The following is a 16,627-nucleotide window of genomic DNA, read 5'->3' as shown; positions in this document are numbered from 1 at the left end:
TTTAGAAAACGTAGCTTTTAGAAAGACCCGCGATGCGTCTGTTGGGTCTAGATATAGCGCTTTGACATAGCTAAAAAACCGAACGGTAGAGATGCACAAGGTACCTCTAACGTTCGGTGAAGGTGCTTTCAGCTTACAGATTGCCAGCAGTGGCTGCGTGCAAATTCATCGCTTGCACCGACGTTTGAGCTGATGCTTTGACGATGGTGTCTGATACCAGCTCAGCGGTCACGGCAGACAGCGTCCAGCCCAAGTGCCCGTGACCGGTGTTGTAGAACACGTTGGCGGCTTTGCCCTGGCCTACGCGCGGCATCATATTGGGCATCATGGGTCGCAAGCCAGCCCATGGCACCACCGAGCGGGTGTTGATGCGGGGGAAGCATTGTTCAACCCACTCAACCAAGGGACGAATGCGGTCCGCACGAATGTCACGGTCGATGCCATTGAATTCGGCAGTACCCGCTACGCGGAAGCGGTTGAGGCCTAAGCGGCTGGTGACCAATTTGGTTTCGTCATCCAGCAGGCTCACATTGGGTGCGCCCATTTGGCTTTCTTCGTCGTTGAGGTTGACTGTGATGGAGTAGCCTTTGACGGGGTAAATGTTCACGCGGTCTCCCAGCTGTGCCGCAAAGTTTCGGCTGGCAACACCTGCACACACGACCACGCTGTCAAAGGTATGAACACAGGGGGACGCATCCTCTTGTGCCACGGTGATGACGGCTTGTTGTCCGTTGCTTTGAACCGAAGTCACATCTTGGCCATACAGCGTGTGCACACCCAGTCGTGCTGCCGCAGCGGCTAATCCGTTGGTGAATTTGTGAATGTCGCCCGTGGCATCACTTTCCGTGAAGTAGCCACCGTAGTAAGTACCAGCCAAGGTTGGCTCGATGGCTTTCATTTCCTCTGGGGTCACGGCATGGCGAGGAAGTCCACCCTTGGCCAGCATGACTGACACTTTGCCTGCATGGTCAAACCCTTTTTTGTCACGGTAGATGTGCAGGATGCCTTCTTTCTTCAGGTCGAAATCAATGCCTTCTTCTTGCGCCCAAGCAAACAAGTGTTGACGCGCGGCCACTGCCAAACGCGCTGTTTCAATGGTGTTGCGTTCGTAATGGGGCATGGCTGCAATGAACTCAGCAAACCAAGAGAGTTTGTGCCATGTAGGTGCTGGGTTGACCAGCAGCGGCGCGTCACTTTTGAGCATCCACTTGAGGCCTTTGAGGATGGTGGACCAATGCGTCCAAACTTCTGCGTTGGATGCAGACAGTTGCCCGCCGTTCGCAAACGAGGTTTCCATCGCAGCATAGCGATGGCGTTCAAACAAGGTCACGGCAAAGCCGCGTTTGGCCAAGGCATAGGCTGTTGTGACACCCGTGATGCCGCCGCCAATAACTGCGATTGTTTTCATGATGAAGGAACTTTCAAAACGTCAAGGGTTGAGCTTTGGCATGCAAACACGCATACACAAAGCGCCCCCTCTGTTTTTGGACCTGAGAGATTCACGGTGGCGTGTGACGGCCATCGCTTGCTCCTTCGGTGCACTGACGGACGAATGCGTCAGCAGCTCTTCAGAGTTGGGTCATGTCACCGGTCCGTTTGCCTGAGAGTTTCCGGGGCGGTTGCTCCTTCGGCGCTGCCCAGCACGCTTGGGCGTTGGCAGTCTCTCCCGATGACATGTCGACACAAGGTCGAGTAAAAATCAAATATCAGTTTGCCAGAAATCTTTCTACCAACGCGACCCAATAAGCAGCGCCAGTGGCAATGTTGTCGTCATTGAAATCGTAGCCTGGGTTGTGCACCATGCACGCACCAGCTGAGTCTGCATCACCGTTGCCAATGAGTAAATAGCTGCCCGGTATTTTTTCAAGCATGAACGCAAAGTCTTCACTGCCTGTCAAGGCTGGGCCTTGCAAGGTCACGCGTTCGGAGCCTACTAAATCAAGCGCCACTTGTCGTGCAAAGTCTGTTTCAGATTTTGAGTTCACCAGCACACAGTAGCCGGGACGCCAATCGATATCGGCACTCACGCCGAAACTCTCGGCTTGAGCCACCACCAAAGCTTTGATGCGTTGCTCAAGCAAACATCGCACGGCTGGGTTGAGGGATCGCACGCTGAGCTCTAGGGTGGCCAACGCAGGAATGACGTTGTTGGCTTGACCTGCATGCAATGCGCCCACCGTGACGACGGCCGTATCGAGCGGGTCGACGTTGCGCGACACGATGGTTTGCAGCGCCATGACGATGGACGATGCCGCCACTAAGGGGTCTGCAGATCTGTGGGGCATAGCCCCATGACCACCGGTGCCGTGCACACGGATGGTCACGTAATCGCTCGAGGCCATGGCTGCACCGTCACGAAACACAAAGTGCCCCACGGGTGTGCCTGGCATGTTGTGCATGGCAAAAACGGCATCGCACGGATGGTGCTCAAACAAGCCGTCTTCGATCATGCGCACCGCGCCACCACCACCTTCTTCGGCCGGCTGAAAAATCAAGTTCAAAGTGCCTGTGAATGACGCATCTTGCGCAATCGATTTGGCAGCAGCCAAGAGCATAGCGGTATGACCATCGTGGCCGCATGCATGCATCACGCCGGGTTTCACACTCGACCATTCAGCCCCTGTCGCTTCTTGAATGGGCAGAGCATCCATGTCCGCGCGCAGGCCTAAGCGACGGCCTTGCCCTCGCGTCAATGTGCCCACCACACCTGTGCCACCCAAACCACGGTGAACAGCATAGCCCCAGCCCTCTAGCTTGGCAGCGACCAAGTCAGACGTGCGGTGCTCTTCAAATGCCAACTCGGGGTGGCGGTGGATGTCGCGGCGCAGTTGGATGAATTCACCCACTCGCTCGGTCAGTGCATCACGCAAGTAGGTCATATCACTGGGGCTGCAAGTCGATCGATTTCGCGATGGCGCGGAATTGTGCCGTGCCATCCACATAGGCTTTATCCACAGCCTTCAAGGACAAAGGCTTGGCAACCAATTGGCTATTGGCGGCCAGACCACTTCTGACGGCAGGATCTGACAGCGAATCAGTGATCGCTTTGTGAATGACTTGAACCACAGGTTCAGGCGTGTCTTTTTTTACAAAGTAGCCTGTCCAAATGTTGAAGGTGAAATTCTTGAGTGACTTGCTTTCGCTGATCGCGGGGTAGTCTTTGACAGACTCTAGGCGCTCGCTGTTGAGCATGGCGAGCACTTTGAGCTTGCCTTGCTTTTGCAACTCCTCATAAGCCTTACCAAAGGGGGCCAAAAAGATATCGACTTGGCTGCCCATCAAATCTTGGTTTGCAGGTGCCGCGCCTTTGTAGGGCACATGCGTCATGGGAATGTTGGTCACTTTGGACAAGTGCTCACCCAGCAGGTGATAAAAACTGCCAGGCCCAACGCTGGCGTAGGTGATGGGGCGACCGGCTTGTGCTTCTTTTTTAGCGTAGACCAAAAACTCATCGACAGAGTTCACGGGCAAATCTTTGCGTGCCAAAAATGCAATTTGTGCTGTCGCGATCATCTGCACCAAACGGAAGTCTTCGCTCTTGAACTTCACAGCAGAAATAGCCAAAGGCGCCAAGATCAATTCGTTCGGCGAGCCTTGAAAAATGATCTGACCATCGGCCGGTGCGTTCAACACTTTTTGTGCAGCGATGGAACCACTGGCACCTCCCAAGTTGTCGACGATCACAGTTTGTCCCAGGTTCTTGGACAATGTGTTGTTGACCGTGCGTGCAATCACATCAGACAAGCCGCCTGCTGGGTAGGGCACCAACAGCGTGACGGGTTTGCTTGGGTAAGCATCTGCTTGGGCTGATGCTGTAACAAACAGGCTGCATAGCACTGTGAGTAGATTCAGAGTTGTACGGCGATTGAATGTCATGGGTTGTCTCCTTGTTGATATGAATGAATCGTAAGAAGTGATGGTTTGTATGTCCAATGCATAATAATTAATGAATCCATAATTTAAATGCATTGATTGGAGCCGCGATGACTTTGGTGCAATTGCGACATTTTTTAGAGCTAGCCAATACCGCTTCGTTCAGCAAGTCTGCTGTCAAATTGCACTTGAGTCAGCCTGCGCTGAGTCGAAGCATCAAGTCCATAGAGGACGAGTTTGGTCACCAACTCTTTGACCGTGTGAGGCGAAAAATTGAACTCACTGCATTTGGGCAGTACTTCTATGTGCAGGCACGAGACTTAGTTGACCGTGCTACCAACTTGAAGCAAAGCAGCCATCAGTTGCTCAGTGGTCAAACGGGTAAGGTCAGAGTCGGTTTGGGGTCTGGTCCAGGCGCCTTGCTGACGTCGCCTTTGATGAAGTACGTTGCCAGTGAATTTCCAAAAGCCCATCTAGAAATTGCAAGGGGTCATACAACTCTGTTGGTTCAGGCTTTGCGTGATCGGCATCTTGATGCGCTGGTGTTGGACATTCGGTCTTTGAGTCCGTCCAGTGACCTGGAGGTGGAAAGTTTGTGCGAACTGCCAGGTGCATTCATGTGTCGCAAAGGCCATCCTTTGAGCAAAGCGCGTCAAGTCACGTTAGCAAGACTCAAGGACTATCCTGTTGCCTCAACACCTCTCAGCGATGAGGTCGCCCGCATCCTGGTGGATCGTTATGGTGCAGATGCACATCCTGATGTTCTGGTCAATGTGCGTTGCGATGAAATTTCAAGTTTGCTGGATGTGGTGCGATCGACAGATGCCATCTTGGTCGCTGTTCGATCTTTAGGACCAGACTTAGTGGCCCTCAAGATGTCGCCGGAGTTGAATGCAACGGCAAAGTTTGGCTGGGTCTCGCTCAGGTCCCGCAGTGAGTCACCTTTGTGCAGCTATTTACGCACGGCTACAAAAGAAATATTGAGCGGGCATTAGCCATGCTCCCTCAGACCATCAAGACGCCACTTGATGGCAAGCGACGTCTTGATTCACTGCAACCTTTAAACGCCAAGTAATTTGGGTAAGGTATCGTCAACTGCCACTTGGCTAGACGGTCCTGCAAGTGCCACTAAACCTTTTTGCAGCACGATCGCTTGATCGCTGTGAGCCAACACACGACGGTAGTCGCGGTCAACAATGAGCGTCGCAATGCCACTGTCCCGGATGTTGGCAATGACGTTCCAAATTTCATTCACGATCAAGGGTGCCAACCCTTCCGTGGCTTCATCCAGAACAATCAAGTCAGGGTGCGTCATCAAGGCCCGTCCAATAGATAGCATTTGTTGCTCGCCGCCTGATAGCTGGTTACCCATATTGCTTAGTCGCTCTGTGAGACGTGGAAAAGTCTGCATGACGCGGTCAAAGGTCCAGTCTTTTCGGCCATCGGTTCCGGGGCGTGCAGACATCAATAAATTTTCTCGCACCGTCAGATTTGGAAAGATGCCGCGGCCTTCAGGCACATAGGCAACGCCCAAACGTGCGACTTGGTGGGGTTTGAATCGGGAGGCATCTTCACCAAACAGCGTGATCGATCCCTCGCGCTGCGTGAGATGACCCAATAGCGTTCGGATCAGTGTGCTTTTACCCATGCCATTTCGCCCGAGTAGGCCCATGGTCTGGCTGCGCTGAATCTTGATATCAATGCCATGCAGCACATGGCTTGACCCATACCAGGCATGCAAGCCTTTAGCGTCGATCAAATAGTCGTTGGTTGTCATGTCAGTGTCCTTCTCCAAGGTAAGCGTTGCGCACTTCAGGGCTCTGACGAATAAAGGCCGCGTCACCTGAAGCGATCTTGACGCCGTTGACCATCACCGTGATGACATCGGCAATGCGAAACACTGCATCCATGTCGTGCTCTACCAACAAAATGGCGTGCTCAGCACGCAGGGTGTCGAGTAGCTTCAGCATTCGGTCTGTTTCTTCTGCGCCCATGCCCGCAAGTGGCTCATCAAGCAGCAGAACTTGTGGCTGAGTCGCTAAGCACATCGCGATTTCAAGTTGACGCTTTTGACCATGTGACAACATGTTGGCTTGACGATCGAGCATGTGTTCTAAACCCGCACGACTGGCGGCATCGTGCGCTGCAGCCTGGGTCACTGGGCATGCATTGGCTGATTGCCACCAAAGCCAAGGTTTTTGTGATTGGGCTTGGGCAGCCAATCGGCAGTTCTCGTAGACCGTGAATGTTGGGTAGATCGTGTTTCTTTGGTAGCTTCTACCCAGGCCTGCACGCGCACGACGCGCTTGCGTCCACTGCGTCACATCTTCACCCATCAAATGCACTGAGCCGCTGGAGGCTGGAATCTCGCCAGACAACATGTTGATCAGCGTGGACTTTCCTGCACCGTTTGTGCCGATGACGGCATGCACAGTGCCACGTGTCAATTCGATGGAGACATCGTTGACCGCAACCAGACCTCCCCAACGTCGTGTGATGTGGCTGCCGCGTAGCAAAACTTCTGAAGGCTTCATGATGTACCTTTCGTGGTGGTCAGGTCACCCAACCCTGAGTCATCTGACTGCGCTCCAACCAAACGGGTTCGCAGTTGCCCCGGAAGACTGACCAGCCCATTGGGTAAAAGTGCCACAGTGGCAATGATGGCCAGGCCTAGTCCTAAGTGCCAGTGCTTGGCGAACTCGCCAAACACAGACTCTGATTTGAAAAATTCTTGCAACAGCGCAAATGCAAAGGCGCCAACAAGTGCACCGCGCAGATGGCCAAGGCCGCCCAGAATGATCATCACCAAGACCGCACCTGACAAGTGCCAGCTCATCATCTCGGGGTTCACAAAACCGTCTTTCACTGCAAACAAAAAGCCTGCCAACCCCGCAATGGCGCCAGAGAGGGTGAACGCTGCCAACTTATAGGTGTAGGTTGAAAAACCAGTGGCGAGCATGCGTTGCTCATTGACCCGAATACCCGCCAAGGCTCTGCCAAATCGGGAGCGTAAAAGCACCGCTAAAAATACAAACACCAGAAAGAGACAAGCCAAGGTGAAGAAATACATCGACGTTGGAGAGTCAAGGTTGATGAGATCTCCCAAGACAGGCTTGATGTTGAGATAAATACCATCTGACCCGCCACCCAGTGGGGTGTCATGCACCACAAAGTAGGCCATCTGGGCAAATGCCAACGTCACCATGATGAAGTACGCGCCCTTGGTACGTAACGACAAGGAGCCGACCACAAAGGCATAGAGTCCTGCCGCCAGCACAGCCGCTGGCAACAACCACACCAGCGATGCGGCTTCAGTGTCTGACGACGCGCGAACTGCTACGTAAGCACCAATGCCAAAGAAAGCGGCTTGGCCAAAACACACCAAGCCAGCGCCTCCCACAATCAACTCAAGGCTGAGTGCCAAGATGGCGTAGATCATGATCTTGCTCATCAGATCAATGCCGAAATTGCCGCTCAGCCATGGAAAGCACGCAAGCGATGCAAAAAACAGCACGACAAAAGGGAGTTTTGGGTTTTTGTTGTCAGTCATTTCATCCACCCACTTTAAAAAGGCCATCTGGTTTCCATAACAAGATCCCAGCCATCAAGAGATAAATCAATACGCCAGAGGCTTGGGGTAATAGCACCTTGCCAAAGGTGTCCACCACGCCAATCATCAGAGCCGCAGCCAGTGCACCTTTGATAGATCCAATGCCACCAATGACCACCACGACAAAGCAGATGATCAACACTTGGTTGCCCATGCCCGGATACACCGATGACACTGGCGCGGCCACCATGCCGGCCAACGCTGCAATGGCCACACCCGCAGCGAACACCACGCGGTATAAAAACTGGATGTCAATGCCTAGCGATTGCACCATTTCGCGGTTGCTTGCGCCCGCGCGAATCATCATGCCCAGTCGGGTTCGTGTGAACACGAAAAACATGGCCAATGCCAACCCTAAGCAGACGGCTGATACGAACAGTCGATAAATGGGATAGGTCATGACCTCGCCCAGTTGCAGTGAGCCCGCTAAGAGGTCTGGCACCTGAACGCCATACACATCATCACCCACCAGCAAACTGCGCAGTTCCTCAAACACGAGAATCAGCCCGTATGTCATCAGCACTTGCTGTAAGTGTTCACGGTCGTAGAGGTAGCTGTAAAACGCCCATTCCAAAAAATAACCCAACAGAACGGACAGCACCACGCCGACACATAGAACCGCAAAGAACCCTCCGCCAAAGGTGCCGCTCACGATGGGTGACAACGCGAAGGCCATGTAGGCACCAATCATGTAAAAGCTACCGTGCGCTAGGTTGATCACGCCCATGATGCCGAAGATGAGTGTCAAACCTGAAGCGACCAGAAACAGCAATAAGCCGTACTGCACCGCATTCAGACACTGAATGAGAAAGTTTGTGAGATCCATAGAGCTGATGCGTTACGTCCTTTCCACGGTTGGAAAGGACGGGTGTTGACGAAGGGCCGAAATTACAGGCGGCAACCCGTTGCAGGATCTTCAAGCGCTTTGCTGGCAATGCCAATCACCTTGTTTTCCTTGCCGGAAACTTGGCGCAAGTACATGTCTTGAATGGGGTTGTGCGCTTTGGAAATCGTGAATTTCCCACGCGGACTGTCGATGGTGGCTTTGGTCAGTGCAGCGGCAAAGCCTGCCGTATTTTTTGCGTCACCCTTGACCGCAGTCAAACCGATGCCCAACATTTGCGCAGCGTCGTAGCCTTGGACGGCATACACATCAGGCTGCATTTTGAAGGTCTTCACATAGGCAAGACGGAAAGCGTTGTCACGTGGGGTGTTTAAGTTGTCCGCGTAATGCAGCGATGTCAGTACACCTTCAGCAGATGCACCCTGAGCTTCCAATGTGCCATCGGTCAGAAAGCCAGTGCCAAAGAGAGGGATGTTTTTCTTCAGGCCAGCACCGTCATAGTCTTTGACAAACTTCACGGCAGCGCCGCCAGCAAAGAAGGAGAAAACAGCATCAGGTTTGGCAGAGGCAATTTCAGTCAACAGGGATTGGAATTCAACGTTCGGGAAGGGCAGCGTCAATTCTTTGGTTACCTTTCCACCCGATTTCTCAAAGCCTTCTTTGAAGCCTTTGGCCATCTCATCACCAGCGGCGTATTTCCAAGTGATGGTGGCTGCGGTTTTATGGCCTTTAGCCGCCATGGCTTGACCAATCGCGAAACCCGGCTGCCAATTGCTAAAGCTGCTGCGGAAAATGTTCACCGCACACATGGAGCCTGTGACGGCGTCAGCGCCACCGTTGGGATTGATCATCAAGGTGCCGGTGCCCTTGGCGACGCGAGCCATGGCCATTGCGACGCCTGAGTGCACGCTGCCGATCAAAACGTCCACGTTGTCGCGTTTGATCAGTTTGTTGACGTTGTCAATCGCTTTAGATGGATCTGACTCGTCGTCGACTTTGAAAAATTCAACTTCACGCCCACCGATCTTTCCACCTTGTTCAGCAAGGTAAAGCCTGAAACCATTTTCAATAGCGGTGCCCAATGCGGCAAAAGTGCCAGTGGCGGGCAACATGAAACCAACCTTGAGTTTTTGTGAGGTCTGTGCCATGGCCATTGGAATGGTGAATGAAACCGCTGCGGCGAGTGCAGCACGGCGAGAAAATTGCGAGATATTCATGGTGTTTGTCTCCTGGGATGTGCCGATCAGTGACGGCTTTTTATCTGTGGGTGAGGGGTTTTATCAACGGAAAAATGCATCAACCTTGGTCGCCACCACCGACCGGCAGAACCGTGCCAGTGATGTAAGACGAACGGTCTGAAGCCAAAAAGAGGATGGCTTCTGCTTGTTCGTCGAGCGTTCCGTAACGCTTCATCAAGGTGCTAGAGATCGTTTGATCGACAATTTCTTGGTACCAAGCTTTATCTTTGCGACCCAGATTTGACGTGTTGCGTGGAATGCGACGTGGGGGTGCTTCTGTTCCACCAGGTGCTATCGCGTTGACGCGAATACCACGCTCACCGTTTTCGAATGCCAAGCATGCAGTCAATGCATTGACACCACCCTTCGCTGAGCCGTACGGAACGCGGTTGACGCTGCGTGTCGCGATGGAGGACACGTTCACAATGGCGCCCTTTTTTTTCTTCAGCATGTAGGGCAACACTGCGCGACAGCTCCACAAGGTGGGAAATAGCGAGCGTCGTACTTCAGCTTCGATCTGTTTAGGGTCGTAGTGCTCAAATGGTTTGGTCCAGATGGTGCCACCGATGTTGTTCACCAAAATGTCGATCCGACCAAACGCCTTATGCGTTCTCTCTGCTGCTTGTTCTGCGCCCTCAAATTGCTCAAGGTCTGCTTCAATGGCAATGACCTCAGTGATGGCTGACAGCTGCTCGCGTAATTCTTGAACCAGAGGCGATCTGTCAACCAGCGCTAAGCGGGCGCCTTGCGCTGCTGCAAGCTCAGCAACACGTTGGCCAATGCCTTGTGCAGCGCCTGTGATGAGCATGACTTTGCCTGCAAATTCTTTGTTCATATGGGTTACTCCGAAATGGGGGTGGTCGCATTGGGCGTGAACTTTTCATAATGAAAACTCACGGGACTCAAGGCGATGTCTTTGAAATGTTTTTGTACGGCATCCACCATGGGAGGCGGACCGCACAAATACACATCGACATCGCCGTCATGCAAGACATCTGGTGACATGTATTGCGTGACAAATCCTTGTTTGTCATGGCCTGTTTGCGGGTCGGCCACACAGGTGGTGAAGGTGAAGTTGGGCAGTCGGTTAGCAAAATTCACTAAACGATCGACCATGACTAAATCTTGATCGCGTGTCACGCCATAGATCAAGTGAATCGGCAGAGCGTGCGCTTGTTTCTCAAGGACTTCTAGCATTGACAAAAACGGCGCAAGCCCAGTGCCACCTGCTAGAAAGAGCAAGGGTCGAGTGGGAGTTCGCAGATAAAAGCTGCCCATGGGCCCTTTGATGTCAAGCGTCTCGCCTGACTGGGCGCGATTCAACCAGCCGCTCATCAGCCCCTCAGGAACTTGCTTGACCAAGAAAGTCATGCGGGCACTTCCCGGTGCTGAACTGAACGAGTAAGACCGGTGTTGGTCGCTGCCTGGAACGCCGATGTTGACGTATTGACCTGGTAAGAAGTCCGGTGCATCCGATGGGGCATCTAAGACCAACTCATAGGCAGCATCGCCAAGCGAGGAGACCTCAGCCAATGTGGCAGAGAACTGCGCCGTGCCAGTTTTACAAGCAGTGGAGGGCACAGGCACCGAGATGACGCAATCTGAACTAGGCACCATTTGACATGTCAGAACCAAGCCCTCATTGGCTTCATCTTGTGTCAAGGCTTCATCAATGTATTCATCGCCCATGTCATACGAGCCACTTTCTGCTCGGCATTTGCATGTGCCACACACACCGTCCGAGCAGTCCATGGGCAAATTGATGCGATTTCTGAAAGCACTGTCGAGCACTTTTTCGTCTGCGCCACACTCTATGAAGCGTGTGACACCATCCTCGAAGTTCAAGGCTATTCGATAGCTGGTCATCTTGTGAACCCTTCTGATCTCAGATGTGATAGATGTCAATGACTTGGCTGATGTAGTCATTCTTTAAGACAATCTTTTTGCGCGTGATTTGGAAACTGTCGTCGCCCATCACCTTTAGCGTTAAAAAGATGGCGCCGAAAAAATGATCTGTGACCTTGTAGCGGTGGCTCAACGTGTGGAAGTTGTATCTGACGTCCAGTGAGTCACCACGGTCCGCCAAGATCTCCACATTGCTGATCATGTGATTGGTGCGTGGTTCGGGCATGGAGGCACTAGAGCGCTCCGTCTTGATGCGAAACACACGATCCTCCAAACCATTGCGGTTGGGGTAGTAAATCAGTGAAATCTCACTTTGTGGATCCTCTGTCAACTGATCGTCATCGTCCCAAGATGGCATCCAGTATTGAACCTCTGGGGCATACATGTCCAACCAAGCATCCCACTCGCGGTCGTCAAGGTGGCGCGCTTCTTTGAATAAAAAGCCGCAAACATCGCTGAATTTTTGGCTCATCACTTTGCTCCTTCTCGCTCTTTGGTCAGCGCTTTTTGCATGCTCTCTGCCCAATAGTTGTGTTGACAAACGAACAGACCTTCGTCTTCACTTCGACCGCCGCTGACCAGTGGGGTCATACCCATTTGTCGGGCGTTTTCATCTGGACCATGCACCCAAAGCGGCGCGCCGCGACTCAAATCATTCCAAGGTGCAGCCTTGGCGGCATAACCTGTTTGGCAAGAGCGAAATTCCTCGAGGTCATCCGCTGTTCCCATGCCCGAGACGTTGAAGAAGTCCTCGTACTGACGAATGCGGGTGGCGCGGCTTTCAGCACTTTCACCCTTAGGTGCGAAACAGTAAATCGTGACTTCTGTCTTATCCACACTGATGGGGCGCGTGACTCGGATCTGTGTAGAAAATTGATCCATCAAATACACATTCGGGTAAAGGCAAAGGTTGCGTGTTTGGTTCACGATCAAATCGGCCTTGGCTTCTCCGAGGCGATCTTTGAGCTCTGCACGATGGTCATACACAGGACGCACTTCTGGGTTCATGGTCTTCGTCCACAGCAGGATGTGACCGTTTTCAAATCCGTACACACCACCCACGCTCTTGCTCCAGCCGTTTGCATCGACAGCCTTGGTGCCACCATCTTTGCGTCGTCCCATCGTTGCGGCGTAATTCCAATGGACAGAGCTCACGTGGTAACCGTCGCTGCCGTTTTCCATTTGAAGTTTCCAATTGCCGTCGTAGGTGTAAGTCGAGCTACCACGCAAAACTTCCAGTCCTTCAGCGGCTTGGTCAACGATTTGGTCGATCACCACTTTCGTTTCACCTAAAAACTCTTGCAGGGGTTGCACATCAGCGTTCAAGCTACCAAACAAGAAGCCTTTGTAGCTTTCAAAGCGAGCCACCTTCTTCAGGTCATGCGAGCCATTGGTGTTGAATTGGATGGGATATTCCGTGGTCTTCTCATCTTTGACCTTCAGCAACTTGCCTGTGTTTGCGAACGTCCATCCATGAAACGGGCAGGTGAAGCTGCCTTTGTTGCCGTGCTTGCGGCGGCACAGCATCGCGCCTCTGTGCGCACATGCATTGATGACAGCGTTCAAGCTGCCATCTTTGGTACGAGTGATGACGATTGGCTGTCGGCCGATGTAGGTGGTGAAGTAGTCGTTGATCTCTGGGATTTGGCTTTCATGCGCCAAGTAAATCCAGTTGCCTTCGAAGATGTGTTTCATCTCGAGTTCAAAGAGATCCGCGTCCGTAAAAATATCGCGACGGCAACGAAAAACGCCGTTTTCAGGATCGTCTTGCAAGGCGTTGTTCAATAAGTTTTCCACGTCGGCATATTTGTCGACGGATACGTTCGTATTCATGGGTGTGTTTCCTTTGGGTAGGGGCGTCCGCCGCAACTGAGGTTGCGGTTTTTCGTCTGTCGTCATGCCTGGTGGTGCCGAATGAAAGTCATTCGGCCCACCTCGGTTGAAGATCAGGCTGCTAGACGAGGGCGCTCAACGATCTGGTTATCTGAGCCATTGACCAAGGGGCTCAGCGTCATGTCGAATTTGATTTCACAGAATGGGCCACTCAGACCATGCGCTTTGATGCTGGCCTCGTCCGCGTGTTCAACAACTGGGGGAACCAAGCCGTCTCGTGTTGCGTACGCGAAATCATCATTCACCAATGGGTCACCATCAATGTTGATTTGTGTTGTCAACTTGCGGTGGCCATCTGCTGTGACAAAGAAGTGGATGTGCGCAGGACGATTGCCATGACGACCCAACTGATTCAGCAACGCCTGAGTTGGACCGTCGGGTGGGCAGCCATATCCCACTGGCACGATGCTCTGGAACTTATAACGACCCTGTGCATCGGTCATGATGGTGCGGCGCATGTTGAAGGCCTTTTGCTCGCCAGTAGGATCAAAGTGAGAATAGAACCCCTTGGTGTTGGCGTGCCAGACTTCAACAGATGCGTTCGACACAGGCTTGCCATCTGCACCATACACAGTGCCGTGCATGATGAGAGTTTTACCTGATGTATCGCTGCCATCATCTAATCGTGTAAAGCCATGAACGACAGGCGCACCAGCGACGTAAAGAGGTCCTTCGATCGCACGTGGTGTGCCATCGGTCAAGCCAAGTGCTGCGTCTTCGGCGTCCATGCGCATGTCGAAATAGCGGTCCAGTCCCAAACCAGGAGACAACAAGCCTGCCTCGCTGCGTGCGCCAAGCTGATTCAGGTAAGCAACGCCGGCCCAGTATTCATCCGATGTGATGTCCAAGTCTTCGATGGCCTTGAACAGGTCAGACAAGATGCGATGAATGATGGTTTTGGTGCGTGGATTGCCGCCTGTTTGTGTCAGGCCACTGGCTATCTTTAAAAAATCTTGAACTTCATTTGTTTTGAAAATTTGAACGGTCATGGTTATCTCCTAGAGGTTGGTCTTACTTGGTTGCTTGGGGAACGCCCCCTTCACATTGCAAAAAACTGTCTGAGTTAGTTAACGTGTTTGTTGCATGGGTTGAATTAAAGGGCAGTGCCATCAATACATCCAATACCAAATTCATCCGTAGCGATACCTTTTGCATATAGTGAATGGTTTTTGTGTTAAAAATCAGCCACTTACAACGCACCATATCTAGCGGGTATGGATTACCCTAATGGATCTTCGTCAATTACGTTATTTCGTAGCAGTTGCCACGACCAAGAACTTCACGCGTGCAGCTGAGCAAATGCACATTGCACAGCCACCACTGAGTCGACAGATTCAGCTCCTTGAGGAGGAGCTCGGTGTCCTGTTGATTCAACGCAGCAGCAGGCCTTTGCGCTTGACCGACGCGGGGCGCGTTTTTTACGAAGAAGCCTTGCAGGTGCTTCATCGGGTCGAGCAAATGAAAGCGGGTGCCAAACGCGTTGGTCAAGATCGACGCCAATCCATTTCAATTGCCTATGTCGCATCGACTTTGTACGGCGGCCTTCCTATGCTGATTCGCATGTTTCGCAAGCGTTACCCCGAAACAGACATTCACTTGGTCGATCTGAGTTCGGTGCATCAGATCGCGGAGCTGAAATCAGGGCGTATCGACTTGGGATTCGGGCGGATCCGAACTGGCGACACGTCAGTGGCTCGCGTGGTTTTAAGGGAGGAGCGTCTGGTTCTTGCCTTGCCGCCAAGTTCTCCCTTGGCGAAGGCACGCGGCAGGATCAGTCTGAAGGAGTTGGTCAATCAGAATCTGATTGTTTTCCCCAAGGATCCACGGCCAAGTTATGCAGACCACGTCTTGAGCTTGGTTCATGACCAAGGCATTCAGCTCGGTGAAATTCACGAAGTTCGTGAGATACAAGCCGCTCTGGGTTTGGTGGCATCAGAAATGGGGGTGTGCATTATTCCTGCAGCGGCTCGGGTCAGGTCCGATCTGGTGTATCGCGTCATAGATGATGAGCGTGCGACTTCTCCGATCATCTTGAGTCATCGTCTCAATGACGATTCTTGGTATATCGCTGCTATCAAAGAACTGATCGTGGAAATGTATGCAGAGAATCCGCCATGGTTAGACCTAGAGAACAATGCATTCCCATCCCTGTTAGGCAAAGAGGTGCCCATCACAACGTCTACAAAAGTCAGTCGACGAAAAGGAAGCAGTCAAAAGCTGTCGTCTAACTAAACTTGCCGCCACTTTGGGTCTGACTTCCCAGTTCCTGCACGAAGGCTTGGGCTGCCATTGAGCGTGATGCGCCCTTGCGCCACAAAATCCCAGCGTGTCGCAGAGGCTGTGGGGCATGTAATGAAATTGCCCGAAATTGCGTTTGGTTCATAGATGCGGCTCGTTCAGGAACGATCGTGGCCAGCGTTCCCGTTTTGCAGGCCTCGATCAACGCATTGACGGATTCCATCTCGACACGAATTTCGGGTGAGATGTTTGCTGATTTGAAAGCTTCATCGAGCATTCGCCGAGTCGCAAAACTTTTGGGCAGCAAACACAACGGGACGTTTTTTAAATCTTGCATGCGCAGCGAACGGCGTTTGGCCAAACGGTGATCCACGCTGACGAGCAGCTGTAACTGTTCGCTGAACAAATGCTCGGCATCAATGTCTGCATGTTGGGTTGGATGGAAAGCAATACCCACATCGAGTTGTCCTGAGACTAAGTGTTTTTCAATCAGATCAGCACGAAGATCCCGGATCGAAACACGAATGCCAGGGTAGTTTGCACTGAAGTGCGCCACAGCAGCAGGCACAAGGGTATCCATGAACGTGGGAATAACGCCGACGGTCAATGTCCCAGATTGCAGTCCATTCAATTGAGCGAGCGCCATGCGACCTGCTTCTAGCTCTTGTATTGCTCTGCCTACAAAACTTTTGTAGGCCAATCCAGCCTGAGAAATTTTGAGACCTCGTCCAATTCGGTCAAATAAGACCGTCCCCAACTCATCTTCCAATTGACGCAGACCGTGGGAGAGTGTGGATTGGGTGATGAACAGGGCTTGTGCAGACTGCGTGAGATGTTCAGTTTCGGCAAGACTGAGGAAGTATCTGAGTTGTCGAAGTTCCATGGTTCAAAATATAGTTCGATTGAAACGAACATTATGTTCTAAATAATTCATTTGATGAATTGATTTGTGACACATAGGATTGCGTTGTCGATGTGCTGAATTTTTGATTTTCTTCAAAACGGTGCGCGTCGATAGATCAAGAA

The 16,627-nt window shown here is 52.2% G+C and carries 16 protein-coding genes and 1 riboswitch; of the genes, 2 read left to right on the top strand and 14 right to left on the bottom strand.

The window, feature by feature from the left end:
- Positions 1-133: 133 nt before the first annotated feature.
- The 3 genes from LINBF2_RS09030 to LINBF2_RS09020 all read right to left on the bottom strand — a co-directional run bounded on the left by LINBF2_RS09030 (position 134) and on the right by LINBF2_RS09020 (position 3,876).
- Entirely contained in the window at positions 134-1,408 is a 1,275-nt protein-coding gene (locus LINBF2_RS09030) for a D-amino acid dehydrogenase (protein WP_281888292.1), read from the bottom strand.
- A 170-nt stretch (positions 1,409-1,578) separates the two neighbouring features.
- Positions 1,579-1,679, bottom strand: a riboswitch (glycine riboswitch).
- Positions 1,680-1,706: 27 nt separating this feature from the next.
- Positions 1,707-2,879, bottom strand: a complete 1,173-nt coding sequence (locus LINBF2_RS09025) for a M20 aminoacylase family protein (RefSeq protein ID WP_281888291.1) — start codon at positions 2,877-2,879, stop codon at positions 1,707-1,709.
- 1 nt (position 2,880) lies between these two features.
- Positions 2,881-3,876, bottom strand: a complete 996-nt coding sequence (locus tag LINBF2_RS09020; protein ID WP_281888290.1) for a tripartite tricarboxylate transporter substrate binding protein — start codon at positions 3,874-3,876, stop codon at positions 2,881-2,883.
- A 107-nt stretch (positions 3,877-3,983) separates the two neighbouring features.
- On the opposite strand from LINBF2_RS09020, the gene LINBF2_RS09015 reads away from it, so the two are divergent.
- Complete coding sequence (locus LINBF2_RS09015; protein WP_281888288.1) at positions 3,984-4,868, top strand: LysR family transcriptional regulator; 885 nt, start codon at positions 3,984-3,986, stop codon at positions 4,866-4,868.
- A gap of 65 nt (positions 4,869-4,933) precedes the next feature.
- On the opposite strand, the gene LINBF2_RS09010 is transcribed toward LINBF2_RS09015, so the two are convergent.
- The 10 genes from LINBF2_RS09010 to catA all read right to left on the bottom strand — a co-directional run bounded on the left by LINBF2_RS09010 (position 4,934) and on the right by catA (position 14,352).
- Positions 4,934-5,650, bottom strand: coding sequence for an ABC transporter ATP-binding protein (locus tag LINBF2_RS09010; RefSeq protein WP_281888286.1), 717 nt, complete (start codon positions 5,648-5,650; stop codon positions 4,934-4,936).
- Position 5,651: 1 nt separating this feature from the next.
- On the bottom strand, positions 5,652-6,407 hold the full coding sequence (locus LINBF2_RS09005; protein ID WP_281888285.1) for an ABC transporter ATP-binding protein: 756 nt from the start codon (positions 6,405-6,407) through the stop codon (positions 5,652-5,654).
- A complete protein-coding gene (locus LINBF2_RS09000; RefSeq protein ID WP_281888284.1) occupies positions 6,404-7,423 on the bottom strand; it encodes a branched-chain amino acid ABC transporter permease in 1,020 nt (339 codons plus the stop codon). Before LINBF2_RS09000 ends, LINBF2_RS09005 begins: the two co-directional genes overlap by 4 nt.
- 1 nt (position 7,424) lies before the next feature.
- The gene (locus tag LINBF2_RS08995; RefSeq protein ID WP_281888282.1) at positions 7,425-8,309 is read right to left on the bottom strand and encodes a branched-chain amino acid ABC transporter permease; all 885 of its coding nucleotides are present in this window, start codon (positions 8,307-8,309) and stop codon (positions 7,425-7,427) included.
- A gap of 62 nt (positions 8,310-8,371) precedes the next feature.
- On the bottom strand, positions 8,372-9,544 hold the full coding sequence (locus LINBF2_RS08990; protein ID WP_104800970.1) for an ABC transporter substrate-binding protein: 1,173 nt from the start codon (positions 9,542-9,544) through the stop codon (positions 8,372-8,374).
- A gap of 79 nt (positions 9,545-9,623) precedes the next feature.
- Positions 9,624-10,400, bottom strand: a complete 777-nt coding sequence (gene benD / locus LINBF2_RS08985; protein WP_104800969.1) for a benzoate diol dehydrogenase BenD — start codon at positions 10,398-10,400, stop codon at positions 9,624-9,626.
- A gap of 5 nt (positions 10,401-10,405) precedes the next feature.
- Entirely contained in the window at positions 10,406-11,431 is a 1,026-nt protein-coding gene (gene benC, locus LINBF2_RS08980; RefSeq protein ID WP_281888279.1) for a benzoate 1,2-dioxygenase electron transfer component BenC, read from the bottom strand.
- A 19-nt stretch (positions 11,432-11,450) separates the two neighbouring features.
- Complete coding sequence (benB, locus tag LINBF2_RS08975) at positions 11,451-11,942, bottom strand: benzoate 1,2-dioxygenase small subunit (RefSeq protein ID WP_281888278.1); 492 nt, start codon at positions 11,940-11,942, stop codon at positions 11,451-11,453.
- A complete protein-coding gene (locus tag LINBF2_RS08970; RefSeq protein WP_281888276.1) occupies positions 11,942-13,303 on the bottom strand; it encodes a Rieske 2Fe-2S domain-containing protein in 1,362 nt (453 codons plus the stop codon). Before LINBF2_RS08970 ends, benB begins: the two co-directional genes overlap by 1 nt.
- A gap of 113 nt (positions 13,304-13,416) precedes the next feature.
- Positions 13,417-14,352, bottom strand: a complete 936-nt coding sequence (catA, locus tag LINBF2_RS08965; protein ID WP_281888275.1) for a catechol 1,2-dioxygenase — start codon at positions 14,350-14,352, stop codon at positions 13,417-13,419.
- 238 nt (positions 14,353-14,590) lie between these two features.
- Between catA and LINBF2_RS08960 the strand changes: the two genes are divergently transcribed.
- A complete protein-coding gene (locus tag LINBF2_RS08960; RefSeq protein WP_281888273.1) occupies positions 14,591-15,595 on the top strand; it encodes a LysR family transcriptional regulator in 1,005 nt (334 codons plus the stop codon).
- Here the strand turns inward: LINBF2_RS08960 and cynR are convergent.
- A complete protein-coding gene (gene cynR, locus LINBF2_RS08955) occupies positions 15,588-16,484 on the bottom strand; it encodes a transcriptional regulator CynR (RefSeq protein ID WP_281888272.1) in 897 nt (298 codons plus the stop codon). The two genes, LINBF2_RS08960 and cynR, sit on opposite strands and share 8 nt — an antisense overlap.
- Between the last annotated feature and the right edge of the window lie 143 nt (positions 16,485-16,627).

Source organism: Limnohabitans sp. TEGF004 (assembly GCF_027924965.1).
Classification (GTDB): domain Bacteria; phylum Pseudomonadota; class Gammaproteobacteria; order Burkholderiales; family Burkholderiaceae_C; genus Limnohabitans.
This window is presented reverse-complemented; position numbering and strand designations above follow the sequence as displayed.